The sequence below is a fragment of the Streptomyces sp. NPDC006476 genome (assembly GCF_040612015.1).
Taxonomy (GTDB): Bacteria; Actinomycetota; Actinomycetes; order Streptomycetales; family Streptomycetaceae; genus Streptomyces; species Streptomyces griseorubiginosus_B.
On the sequence record NZ_JBEXPK010000015.1, the window covers coordinates 1 to 12561 of the forward strand.

At 70.2% G+C, this 12561-nt stretch carries 10 protein-coding genes; 3 read left to right on the plus strand and 7 right to left on the minus strand.

Translation table 11 applies throughout. From position 1 onward, the window contains the following. The first annotated feature begins 281 nt into the window (after positions 1–281). From ABZZ74_RS18455 to ABZZ74_RS18465, 3 genes are all read left to right on the plus strand, one after another. The gene (locus ABZZ74_RS18455; RefSeq protein WP_356766360.1) at positions 282–998 is read left to right on the plus strand and encodes a FadR/GntR family transcriptional regulator; all 717 of its coding nucleotides are present in this window, start codon (positions 282–284) and stop codon (positions 996–998) included. A 317-nt stretch (positions 999–1315) separates the two neighbouring features. Beyond that, positions 1316–3319: a glycosyltransferase family 2 protein gene (locus ABZZ74_RS18460; RefSeq protein WP_356766093.1), complete on the plus strand. Its 2004-nt coding sequence runs from the start codon at positions 1316–1318 to the stop codon at positions 3317–3319. Next, positions 3316–5253: a kelch motif-containing protein gene (locus ABZZ74_RS18465; protein WP_356766095.1), complete on the plus strand. Its 1938-nt coding sequence runs from the start codon at positions 3316–3318 to the stop codon at positions 5251–5253. The genes ABZZ74_RS18460 and ABZZ74_RS18465 overlap by 4 nt, the downstream gene beginning before the upstream one ends. A gap of 7 nt (positions 5254–5260) precedes the next feature. On the opposite strand, the gene ABZZ74_RS18470 is transcribed toward ABZZ74_RS18465, so the two are convergent. From ABZZ74_RS18470 to ABZZ74_RS18500, 7 genes are all read right to left on the minus strand, one after another. Beyond that, on the minus strand, positions 5261–6262 hold the full coding sequence (locus ABZZ74_RS18470; protein WP_356766097.1) for a glycoside hydrolase family 6 protein: 1002 nt from the start codon (positions 6260–6262) through the stop codon (positions 5261–5263). Between the two features lie 391 nt (positions 6263–6653). Continuing rightward, positions 6654–8213 carry an LPXTG cell wall anchor domain-containing protein gene (locus ABZZ74_RS18475; protein ID WP_356766099.1) on the minus strand — a complete coding sequence of 520 codons (1560 nt, stop codon included), beginning with the start codon at positions 8211–8213 and terminating at the stop codon, positions 6654–6656. Between the two features lie 98 nt (positions 8214–8311). Beyond that, positions 8312–8977: a class F sortase gene (locus tag ABZZ74_RS18480; RefSeq protein WP_356766101.1), complete on the minus strand. Its 666-nt coding sequence runs from the start codon at positions 8975–8977 to the stop codon at positions 8312–8314. A 2-nt stretch (positions 8978–8979) separates the two neighbouring features. Then, the gene (locus ABZZ74_RS18485) at positions 8980–9519 is read right to left on the minus strand and encodes a hypothetical protein (protein ID WP_356766103.1); all 540 of its coding nucleotides are present in this window, start codon (positions 9517–9519) and stop codon (positions 8980–8982) included. Positions 9520–9612: 93 nt separating this feature from the next. After that, complete coding sequence (locus ABZZ74_RS18490; RefSeq protein WP_208783615.1) at positions 9613–10392, minus strand: HAD-IIA family hydrolase; 780 nt, start codon at positions 10390–10392, stop codon at positions 9613–9615. 87 nt (positions 10393–10479) lie between these two features. Further along, the gene (locus tag ABZZ74_RS18495; protein ID WP_356766105.1) at positions 10480–11229 is read right to left on the minus strand and encodes a hypothetical protein; all 750 of its coding nucleotides are present in this window, start codon (positions 11227–11229) and stop codon (positions 10480–10482) included. A 103-nt stretch (positions 11230–11332) separates the two neighbouring features. Next, positions 11333–12517, minus strand: coding sequence for an ROK family transcriptional regulator (locus ABZZ74_RS18500; RefSeq protein ID WP_356766107.1), 1185 nt, complete (start codon positions 12515–12517; stop codon positions 11333–11335). Between the last annotated feature and the right edge of the window lie 44 nt (positions 12518–12561).

Sequence of the window (12561 nt, forward strand, 5' to 3'; positions counted from 1 at the left end):
TGTGTCTGCTGCACGACGACGGCTCGGAGACGGCGGTGGAACTGCGCGAGAGCGACGCGTTCGTACGGCACGCGTACGTGCCCGGGATCATGCCCAGCCCCGGCACCCCGGCGACCCGGGGTCAAGAAGCACTGCACAGCACGGCCGCGCGCACCGCAGCCCCCTCGCCCGAACCCCGGCGCCCCGGGGTTCCCGAAGCCTGCTCTGCACAGCCGCGCGCACCGCAGTCCCCTCGTTCGAACGAGGGGGCTGTCGGCTGTTTGGCCGGATACTCTCTGGCCATGGCAGCGCGTGACCTCCAGGAGCGGATCAAGAAGCTCATCATCGACGGCCGACTTTCCTCCGGGGCCCCGCTGCCGACGGAGCCCGAGTTGATGGAGTATCTCGGGGCGAGCCGGAACTCGGTGCGCGAGGCGCTCAAGGCGCTGCAGGCGATGGGGATCGTGGAGATCCGGCACGGCTTCGGCACGTACGTCGGCCCGATGTCGCTGGCCCCGATGATCGAGGGCCTCGCCTTCCGCACGGTCGCCGGGCACTACCGGGGCGAGGACTCCCTGCTGCAGCTGCTGGAGCTGCGCGAGGCGGTCGAGACGGGGCTCGTCTCCCGGCTCGCGGGGCGCATCCCGGAGCGGGAGCTCGCCGAACTCGACGCGCTCGTCGTACGCATGGAGGAGCAGGCCGCGCAGGGCGGCGCCGGTCTCGCGGACACCGACCGCGCCTTTCACGCCACTCTCTACCGGGGCCTGGACAACGTCCTGCTCGGCGAGGTCCTGGAGGCGTTCTGGGACGCCTTCCACCGGGTGCACACCGACCTCGGGGGCACCCCGCAGAACCCGAAGGTCACCTGCCGGCAGCACCGGGACATCCTCGGCGCGGTGCGGTCCGGGGACGCGATACGGGCCGAGGCGGCCATAAGGGAGCACTTCGGCAACATCCGCGCCCGCCTGTCCACAGCAGATCCACAGGACCCCCACACGCGTCCCAATGAACGCGTATGACCGGTAAACACCGCGTTTCGCGTCTTGCGATCATGAGGAACGCCGTAGAACCCTGTGTCCAAGATGCCGCGGTTACGCGACAGTTGGGGGAGTAGTAAGCGGTTGCCTGTTCTGCGGGGATAGGGGCCCCGTTCGCCAGCGGATGCCGAGGGGGGCATTCATGCAACCGGACGGCCGCCGTTCCATGTCCTGAGTGGGGAGAGTGCGGCGACTGCGGCCAGCCACCGTTGCGCCTGCGAAGGTCGAGGGGGACCGCCAGCAGGTGTGAGGAGAACCGACACAACACGCGGCGACATGCGTGTGGGGGGTAATGACTCATGACGTCGACGCCGACGGGCGCCCGGCATAACTCCGACCCGTCAGAAACCACACAACTACGAGTGCCTTCGCAAAGGAACAGCCACACGGGCCAGTTCCGGCGGATCAAGAGAACACTGCCCAGATACGACTACGAGCACTACAGCAGGCTGGCCGGCCCCCTCACGCAGCCCGACCCCGACAAGCCCTACAAGGTGCAGTACCGCTCGCTGCTCTCGCAGGAGCCGCACCGGGTCCGCGCCGCCCTGATGCTGGGCGCCGCGCCCCTGCTGTCGCTGGTCCTGCTCGCCTGGCTGCTGCAGCCGGAGCACTGGACCCAACGCGACTACCCCACCTACGACTTCCTGCCGGCGCTGGACGTCGTCATGCTGGTCTCGATCGGTCTGATCGAGTTCTTCCGCTGCATGAACGTGCTGTCCAACGCCCACGCCACCCTGGTCGCCCGCGACCCGGTCCCGGTGGTGCCCGAGACCGGCACGAGGGTCGCCTTCATCACGACCTACGTGCCCGGCAAGGAACCGCTGGAGATGGTGACCAGGACCCTCGAGGCGGCCGTGCGACTGCGCCACCGGGGCCTGCTGCACGTCTGGCTGCTCGACGAGGGCGACGACGACGAGGTGAAGGCGGTCTGCGCGCGCCTGGGCGTGCACCACTTCTCCCGCAAGGGCGTCGAGGAGTGGAACCGCAAGAAGGGGCCGTTCCGCGCGAGGACCAAGCACGGCAACTACAACTCCTGGCTCCAGGCGCACGGTGACGCGTACGACTACTTCGCCTCGGTCGACACCGACCATGTGCCGCTGCCCAACTACCTGGAGCGGATGCTCGGCTTCTTCCGCGACCCGAACGTCGGTTTCGTCATCGGCCCGCAGGTGTACGGCAACTACGACAACCCCATCACCAAGGCGGCGGAGTCCCAGCAGTTCCTCTTCCACGCCCTCATCCAGCGGGCCGGGAACTTCTACGGCGCCCCGATGTTCGTGGGTACGTCGAACGCCGTGCGCATCAGCGCGCTCAAGCAGATCGGCGGTCTGTACGACTCGATCACCGAGGACATGGCGACCGGTTTCGAGATCCACCGCCACAAGAACCCGGCGACGGGCCGGAAGTGGAAGTCGGTCTACACCCCGGACGTGCTCGCGGTCGGTGAGGGCCCGGCGGCCTGGACGGACTTCTTCACCCAGCAGCTGCGCTGGTCGCGGGGGACGTACGAGACGATCCTGAAGCAGTACTGGAAGGGCTGGTTCTCACTGCCTCCGGGCAAGCTCTTCAACTACACCATGATGATCATCTTCTACCCGATGTCCGCCCTCAACTGGATCCTGGCGGCGCTGAGTTGCGCGCTGTTCCTGGGTCTGGGCGCCTCGGGTGTGAACATCGACCCGACCGTGTGGCTGATGCTGTACGGCAACGCCTCCGCGCTGCAGATCGGTCTGTACGTCTGGAACCGCCGGCACAACGTCTCCCCGCACGAGCCGGAGGGCTCCGGCGGAGTGGCGGGCATGGCGATGTCCGCGCTGTCGGCGCCCATTTACGCGCGCTCCCTGATGGACGCCGTACTGCGCCGCAAGTCCAAGTTCGTGGTGACGCCCAAGGGCGATTCGGCCAGCCCGGACACACTGCTCGGGACCTTCCGCATCCACCTGTTCTTCATCCTGGTCTTCGGCGGTTCGATCGCCGCCGGTCTCACCCTGGGGCACTCGCACCCCGCGATGCTCGTCTGGGCCTCCTTCGCCCTGCTGATCACCGCGTCGCCGATCTTCGCCTGGCGGTACCAGCTGCGCCGGGCCAAGCGGGAGCCTGCTCCGTCGGCGCAGGAGCAGGCCGAGCCGCAGGACGCCCCGCTCGCGGTGCCGTACCAGCCGCGACCGCTGCCGGAGCGGCAGACGCCGCGGCACGGCACCGGACAGAAGCCCAACTGGGCCTCCTCGCAGGGAGGTTCGGACCTGGGCGACGACCAGACGATGCAGATCGCACTCGGGGGACTCGGGGGAAGTAAGGAATGAACGACCGTGCAGGCCACCGCCGCGCCCGTCGGCTCGCGATCGGGACGGCGGTGGTGCTGGCGCTGGCCGGGATGAACGGGCCCTGGCTCTACCGCTTCAGCACCGAGAAGTACCACCAGTACCAGATCAACAGACCCGAGTACAAAGCGGACAACGGGCACTGGCAGATCATCGAGTTCCCGAAGGAGTACCGCCAGGACACCATCCACGCGGCGCTGCTGCGGACGGGCAAGGTGCTGCTGGTCGCCGGGTCGGGCAACAACCAGGACAACTTCAACGCGAAGAAGTTCGACACCCGGATCTGGGATCCGGTGAAGGGCACGATCAAGAAGATCCCGACGCCGAAGGACCTGTTCTGCACCGGGCACACCCAGTTGGCCAACGGCAATCTGCTGATCGCGGGCGGCACCAAGCGCTACGAGAAGCTGAAGGGTGACGTCACCAAGGCCGGCGGGCTGATGGTGGTGCACAACGAGAACCCGGACAAGCCCATGACACTGCCCGCGGGGACCGTGTTCACCGGCAAGGAGAACGGCAAGACCTTCGTCTCCAAGGACCCGGTGCTGGTGCCCCGCGCGAAGAAGGTCTTCGACCCGAAGACCGGCCGGTTCCTGCGCAACGACCCCGGTCTCGGCCGGATCTACGTCGAGGCGAGGCTCAGCGGCACCAAGTACGAGACCGGTACCCAGGACAACTACACGATCCAGGGGCTGACCGGCGCCGACGCCCGCAACACCTACGGCATCGCGCAGAAACTCGCCCTGGACAAGAAGGACTTCCAGGGCATCCGGGACGCCTTCGAGTTCGATCCGGTCGCCGAGAAGTACATCAAGGTCGACCCGATGAACGAGGCCCGCTGGTACCCGACACTCACCACCCTGAGCGACGGCAAGATCCTCAGCGTCTCCGGGCTCGACGACATCGGTCAGCTGGTCCCGGGCAAGAACGAGATCTTCGACCCGGCGAGCAAGAAGTGGACGTACACGAAGAAGATCCGCCAGTTCCCGACCTACCCGGCGCTGTTCCTGATGCAGAACGGGAAGATCTTCTACTCGGGGTCCAACGCGGGCTACGGCCCGGACAACGTCGGCCGTGACCCGGGCATCTGGAACGTGGACACCAACCAGTTCACCAAGCTGCCCGGGCTCAGCGACGCCAACCGGATGGAGACGTCCGGGACGGTGCTGCTGCCGCCCGCGCAGGACGAGAAGTTCATGGTGATCGGCGGCGGCGGGGTCGGCGAGTCCAAGCTGTCCAGCAACAAGACGCGGCTGATCGACCTGAAGGCGAAGAACCCGCACTTCGTGGACGGGCCGACGCTGGAGAAGGGCACGCGCTATCCGCAGTCCTCGATCCTGCCGGACGACACGGTGCTGGTGTCCGGCGGTTCGGAGGACTACCGGGGGCGCGGCGCCTCCAACATCCTCCAGGCGCGGATCTACCACCCGGACACCAACTCCTTCGACCGGGTGGCGGATCCGCTGGTGGGGCGGAACTACCACTCCGGGTCGATCCTGCTGCCGGACGGGCGGGTGATGTTCTTCGGATCCGACTCGCTCTACGGCGACAAGGCCAACACCAAACCGGGCACGTTCGAGCAGCGGATCGAGATCTACACGCCGCCGTACCTCTACCGGGATTCACGCCCGTCGCTGTCCGGCGGTCCCCAGACCATCGCCCGCGGCGGGACGGGGACGTTCACGTCTCCGCAGGCCTCTGCGATCAAGAAGGTACGGCTGATCCGGCCGAGCGCGTCGACACATGTGACGGACGTCGACCAGCGGTCGGTCGCGCTGGACTTCACGACGTCCGGGAACAAGATCACGGTGACCATGCCGAAGAACCGGAACCTGGTGACGTCCGGCTGGTACATGCTGTTCGTCGACGACGATCAGGGGACGCCTTCGAAGGCGCAGTGGGTCAAGGTGCCGTAGCCGTCGGCTACTTGCTTGCCTTGGCAAGGGCGAGTGCGTAACTCGCCCACCACTGGCCCGCCTTCGGGCCCCCCTTGCAGGTGCCGTCCGACTCCCCCGGGCGCTTGACCCAGACGTAGGCGTCCACCAGGTCGTCCGCCGTCCTGGTCGTCGGGGTCTCGCCCAGCGCCCGGTCCGGGGGGTTGCACCAGCGTTCGGCCGGATCGCCGCCCGTGTAGGGGCCGTTGCCGTTGCGGCTGGTGTCGATGACGAAGTGCTTGCCGCCGACCTTGGCGGAGAGCTGCTTGCCGTAGGCGATGGAGTCCTGGGTGGGGTAGAAGTTGGAGACGTTGACGGCGAAGCCGTCGGCCCGGGCGATGCCCGCGCGGATGAGGGGCTGGAAGATCTGGTCCGGGTGGCCCCAGCCGGCGTTGCCCGCGTCCAGGTAGACCTTGGTCGACTTCAGCGACTTCAGCTTGTCGATCGCGTAGCCGAGCAGGTTGTAGCGCTCCTCCTGGAACTGGCCCTGGGTGCAGCCGTCCACCAGGTGCAGCACGGCGTCCGGTTCGAGGACGACCATCACCGCGCGGTCCTCGATGCCGGCGGCCACCGCGTCGATCCAGGCGCGGTAGGCGTTGCCGTCGGAGGCGCCGCCCTGGGAGTACTGGCCGCAGTCGCGGTGCGGGATGTTGTAGAGGACGAGCAGGGCGGTGCGGCCCGCCTTGTCGGCGGCCTCGGTGAAGCCCCGGGCCTCCTGCTCGGGGTTCTCCGGGCCGATCCACTCGCCGGTCGGCTGCTCGGCGATCTTGCGGATCTGCTCGGCGTCGGTGTCCTTGCCGGACTTCGCGTACGCCTTCACCTGCCGGGCCGCGTTGCTGTCCGGGTTGACCCAGAACGGGTCGCTCTCCTTGGGCTGTTGGGTGATCGTCGCGCCGGCCTTGTGGTCGCCGCCGCCTCCTGAGGAGGAGCATCCGGCGACCAGCAGCACAGCCCCCAGCGCGGTCGCACACGCCCCCCTGCTGCCGTACATCCAACCCCCCCTTGGGTGCAACGGTCGTGGTATCAATCCTGACATACGACCCGAGCCGCCCACGAGGCCGTCCCGGCCTTGTCGGCGACCTGTTACACCTCGGAAAGACCTACAGCGCCCGTGAAGGCGCGGGCCACCAGCACGTATGACGGAGAGCCACCACAGCGGGACCTGGCGTCATTCACCCTCTAGGCTCCGGTGCTCGTCCGTTCTAGAGTCGTCTCAGATGGCCCGAGCCCCGGTCGGCAGCGCATCACTGCGGCCCCGAACCTCCCGCGCCGGCGCCGGGTCACTCCCGCAGCCCGAGCGCGCGCGGTTGAGGACCGGCCCGGTCGGCGGCTTCAGGGGAGCGGGCCGCCGACCGGGCCGGGTGCTCCGGCCGTACCCGCGGTCAGGCTTTGCGGCGCCTGACGACGAACACCAGACCGCCACCGACGAGCAGCGCGCCCGCGCCCACCGCGGCGGCGACGGGCAGCACGCTGCTGCTGCCGGTGCTGGCGAGGGAGCCGGTCGCGGCCGTGTCGGCCACCGTCTGGGTCGTGGGGGCGTTGCCGTCGTCGCTACCCGACGTGGTGGCGGACGCGGAGGGCGAGGCGCCGGTGTCGCTGCCGGCGCCCTTGACCTTGACGGTGACGGCCGCGGTGTCGTTGGCGTGGTTGTGGTCGAAGGTCATGACGTTGCCGTACGCCGTCATCGCCTTGACCTCACCGGTGGTGGTCTTCGCACCCTTGCGGATCTTCAGGCCGAAGTGGAAGGTACGGGTGTCCCCGACGGCGAAGGTGTTGTCGTGGGGATCGCAGACGTACTGCGGTGCCCCCGGCGTCTGTTCGCCGGAGCCCGCCTGCGCTTCCTCGCTCCACACGCTGCACTCCTTGGGGATCTCCACCGCCTTGGTGCCGGTGGGAACGGTGAACAGCAGCGCCGGCTGGTCGTCGCTGAGGTTGTAGTGAACCCAGCCCGGGCCCTCGTTGCTGAGGGAGATGTCGACGGGGACCACATCACCCGGCGCACCCTTGGCCTTGTCACCGCCGGCCACCATGTCGGCGGTGCTGTCGACGGTGATCACCTGGCGGCCGGTCTTCGATCCGCCGGGGGTCGCCGGGCCGTCCTCGACCAGGGAGAGCTTGTTGTCGCCGGACAACATCCCGGCGGGGTCACCGGGCGAGGCCAGGACGTCGTCCTGGAAGTACTCGAACAGCGCCTGGCTGCCGACGTCCAGCTTGACCGGCTGCTGAAGGCGGTAGCGCTTGCCCGGCTCGAGCACCGTGTCGAAGGTGCACAGCGCCTGCTGGGTCGCCTGGTAGTCGGGGTCCCTGACCGTGGAGTAGACGCAGTTGGAGTAGCGGTCCGCGTACGAGAGTCCGACGGTGGTACGCATCTGCAACTGGGCGCCATGGGCGGGCAGCGAGCCGGTGTTGCTGATGGTGACCGGGTTCTCGATCGTGGAGCCGGGCTTGTCGCCCTTGCGGTCGGTCAGCCGGTTGACCGACAACTCCACGTTGCCCGCGGTCACTTCGACGTCGGTGGAGACCACGGTTCCGTTCGACGACGTGCCACTCAGGGTCACCGTGCCTTTGGTGCCGAGCGGGGTGCCGGGCTTCGCTCTCAGGTCCAGGATGTAGCCCGCGTTGCTGCCCTCCTTGACGTTGGCGATCGTGGACCAGGTGTAGGTGTCGACCGACTCCCCGTCGGCCGTGACCCAGTCCTTGACCTTGCTGAAGTCCGCTTTGATGGTGACGTCCTTCGCGGCTCCGGGGCCGTCGTTGTACAGACCCCAGCTGATCTGCGGCGGATCCTGGGCCGGGATGGGAATGCCGATGTCGTCGTTCCATACGGAGATGTGCACCACCGGCCCGTCCGCGGCCTGCGCGGACGTGGTGGGCAGCCATGCGGCGACGGCGGCCGCGAAGGCGGCCAGCACCGCCCCCACCTTGCGCTGACGGTTGGTCATCCGTGTCCCTCCCCACGGGACGCCTCTCGTCCCGCCACCCTTCAGACACCCCAGGGACGCCAAGGGTTGTCCAGGAGTTCGAGTCACCCCCGCGCGTTCTACAGTCCGCTGCCCGTCAGGTACGCCGACACCACCACGTTCGCCGTGTAGCTGCCGCGCGCCCGGTCGAAGCTGCCGCCGCAGGTGATCAGCCGCAGCTCGGCCCGCCCCGACTGGCGCTGCCCGTAGGCCTTCTGGGCGTCGAAGCCGTCGCGGGCGATGACCCGCACGTCGTCGACGGTGAACTCGGCGACCTTGCCGTCGTCCCGGACCACCCGGACCGTCTCGCCGGGCTTCAGCACGCTGAGCCGGTAGAAGACGGCGGGCCGGGTCTCGGTGTCGACGTGCCCGACCATCAGCGCCGTGCCGGCCGCCCCGGGCCTGGCCCCGGCCGCGTACCACCCGACCACGCCCGCCTGGTCGAAGGGCGGCGGATCGACCGCCCCCTTCGCGTCCAGGCCCCGCGCCACCACCGGCGCCTGCACCCGCAGGTCGGGAATGTCCAGCCGCTGCGGCAGCGCGTCGCCCAAGGGGCGTACCGCGGGCGGGAGTTCCGCGTCCGGCGGGCGTCCGACCGCCGCCATGTCGCCGGTGGCCGGCGCGGATATGCCCTGCCGCAGGTCGGTGACGCCCCGCCCCCAGAGCCACAGCCCGAGCAGCAGTACCGCCCAGGCCACGCCCGTCAGCAGCCGGCCCGAGCCGGAGGACCGCTCGTGTTCGGACATGGTCAGCCCGTTCCGCGTCTCCGGCGCCCGCTGAGCACGGCGACGGCGGCAGCGGCGGCCCCGGCCAGCACCAGGCCGGTCACCGCGTGTGCGGTACCGGGGCCGGCCGCGTGCGCGTCGGTGGCGGCGAGGTGTGCGGTGCCGCCACCGCCGGCGGGCACGGGGGCGACCGGCGAGGAGGGCGAGGTGGGAGTCGCCGGCCGGCCCGTGCCCTGGACGACGGTGATCGTGCTCTTGCGCTCGGAGCTGCCGCAGGTGATCGTCACGTCGTAGGTGCCCACGGTGAGGGACGAGCGGATGCGGGTCTCGCCGACGAGCGCGCCGTCCGTGACGGCGAGCCGGACGTCCGCGACGAAGGCGGCGGAGACGGCAGTGGCGGTCTTCTCGGCGCAGTCGCCGACCCGCAGGGCGACATCGCTGCCGGGCGCCGGGGAGGCCGGGGTGACCGACACGCCCCCGTCCCGCGCGTGAGCCGCCGGGGCGAAGGAGACGACCGCCGCAGCCACCGCCGCCGCACAGAGAGTGATTCTTGCTGAACCCATCGTGAACCTCCAGACACCTGGAGACTCCCCCGTGCGGCGGGGCCCCGCATCCGCAGCGGGGCCCGTGCTGCTCCGAACGGGTGGTGACGGGTTTCAGACCCGCTCGACGAGATCCGCGATCGAGTCCACGACCTTGGACGGCCGGTAGGGGAAGTCCTCGATCTGCTCCGGCCGGGTCAGCCCGGTGAGCACCAGGAACGTCTGCATCCCGGCCTCCATGCCGGCCAGCACGTCGGTGTCCATGCGGTCGCCGATCATCGCGCTGGTCTCGGAGTGGGCGCCGATCGCGTTGAGCCCGGTGCGCATCATCAGCGGGTTGGGCTTGCCCGCGAAGTACGGCTTCCTGCCGGTCGCCTTGGTGATGAGCGCGGCGACGGCGCCGGTGGCGGGCAGCGGCCCCTCGGTGGAGGGGCCGGTCTCGTCGGGGTTGGTGGCGATGAAGCGGGCGCCGTCCTGGATGAGCCGTACGGCCTTGGTCATGGCCTCGAAGGAGTACGTGCGGGTCTCGCCGAGGACCACATAGTCGGGCTCGTGGTCGGTCAGGACGTACCCGATGTCGTGCAGGGCGGTGGTCAGGCCCGCCTCGCCGATGACATACGCCGAGCCGCCCGGCCGCTGGTCGTCCAGGAACTGGGCGGTGGCCAGGGCCGAGGTCCAGATGGACTCGACCGGCACGTCCAGCCCCATGCGCCGCAGGCGGGCGTGCAGGTCGCGCGGGGTGTAGATGGAGTTGTTGGTCAGCACCAGGAAGGGCCGTCCGGACTCGCGCAGCTTCTTCAGGAAGGCGTCGGCACCGGGGATCGGTACGCCCTCGTGGATGAGCACACCGTCCATGTCGGTGAGCCACGACTCGATGGGCCTGCGTTCTGCCATGTGCGCGTTCTCCTGCCGTACGCCCGTGCGCGGTGCTGCCTGGGCTCCCCAGCCTAGACACTGGCCAGATCTTGGGGAACGGCCGTCTCAGCGGCGCCTTCCGGGCCTGCGGGCCAGCAGCAGCCCGCCACCGGTGACGAGGAGGACGGCGGTGACGGCGGCGAGGACGGCACCGGGGGTGCCGAGGCCGGTGCGGGCGAGTTCGTCGGCGAAGGGCAGATCCGGGAGGGGGCCCGGCGAGGCGGAGGGGCTGGACGGGCCGGGGGTGGAAGCGTCCGGGGCGCCCTGCGCGACACGGAAGCGGTAGTCGCCGGACTGGCCGACCCAGTCGCCGTCGTCCTGGTGCCGCTGGACGACGGCCGCGTTGACGGTGACGTCGTTCGGGGCGGTGTCGGGGGCGAGAGCGAGACGGACCTTGACGCTGACGGTCCGGCGAGGGCCGACGGTGAAGCCGGGGAGGCCGTCGTCGAAGGCGCCGACGAGTTCGTCCTCGTCGGTCCGCACGAAACGAACGGGGTGCGGGTGGCCGTCATCGTGGGTGTCGTAGAAGTCCAGGCGGGGCTGGTCCGGCTTCAGGGCCCGCTTGTCGTCGACGAGCACGACGACGGGGTGGACGGCCGCGCAGGTCCGGGTGGTGGTGTTGGTGAGGTCCAGGTACCAGGTGCCGTAACCGCCGCCGGCCTCGTAGGTGTCGGGGCCGCCGCGGATCCGGGAGGTGAGGGGGAAACGGCCGCCCTCGGAGCAGCTCGGGACGGGGGCGGCGGACGCGGGGGTCGCCGCGGGGAGGAGGAGGGCGGCTGCTGCTAGGCAGGGGGACAGGGGCGTGTGCAGTCGCATGAACACATGACCATGCCGGGTGCGGGCGGCGGTTTCGGTGTGCCGCTCCGTACGGCGCCCTCGATCCCCTCGATCGGCCGAGACGGGCGCCGGCGGCTCCGGCTCAGCCGTCCGCCCGCCCGAACAGCGGCGCCAGCAGCAGCTGCGCCGCACCCTCGGCGACCTCGCCGGAGGCGAGCCGCACCGGCACCGGCTCCTCGCCGCCGCGCCGGGCCCGCTCCTCGACGACGGCGGCGACGCCCCGTACGAAGGCCTCGGGCGCGGCGGCGACGGTACGGCCGCCCAGCAGGACGACGTCCACGTCGAGCAGCGCGACCAGGTTGCCGGCCCCGACGCCGAGCACCCGGGCCGCCTCGGCGAGGTCACCGCGAGCCACGGCGTCGAGACACAGCACCTCGACACAGCCCCGGTTGCCGCAGCCGCACAGGGGTCCGTCGAGCCGGACCACCTGGTGCCCGAACTCTCCGGCGCCGGTCCGGGCACCGCGGTGGACGGTGCCGCCGATCACCAGCCCGGCCCCGAGCCCCGTACTCAGATGCAGATACGCGAACGATCCGCGCTCCCCGGCGACGGCGAACCCCAGCGCGGCGGCATTGGTGTCCTTGTCGACGACGACCGGCGTCCCCAGCCGCCCCGCGAGCGCGTCCCGCAAGGGGAAGCCGTCCCACTCAGGGAACCCGGTGACCCGGTGCAACACCCCACGGGCGTGATCGAGGGGCCCGGGGAGAGCGACGCCCACGCCGAGGAGGGAGCGGGGCGGAGGTGCGATTGGGCGTACGACCGCCGACGCCTCGGCGAGGTGGCCGAGTGCCGCCCCGCCGTCCGCCGACGGCTTGACTCCCCCGGCGCCCGTCAACGCCTCGGCGTCGCCGACGCCGGTCAACGCCTCCACCTCCCGGGCCACCGTCCGCACCACCGCCTCCGCCCCCGCCCCGAAGTCCAGCGCGGCCCGCCGCTCCCCCACCACGGTCCCCGTCAGGTCGACCAGCACCGCCCGCAGCTCGTCCCGGTCCAGATGCACTCCGACCGCGTGCCCGGCCTCCGGCACCAGCCGCAGCACCGTCCGCGGCTTGCCGCCCGTCGAGGCGCGGTGCCCCGCCTCCGCCACCAGACCGTCGGCCCGCAGCCGCGCGGTGATCTTGCTGACGGCCTGCGGGGTGAGTCCCGTCCGCTCGGCGAGCTCGAGCCGGCTGATGCCGTCCGCGTCGGCGGTGCGCAGCAGGTCGAGGACGAGGGCGGCATTGTGGCTGCGCAGGGCGAGAAGGTTCACCCCTCCATTCAGGTTCACGCCTCCATTGTCTTCGCCACTTGCGCTTTGGCAACAGCGTTGCG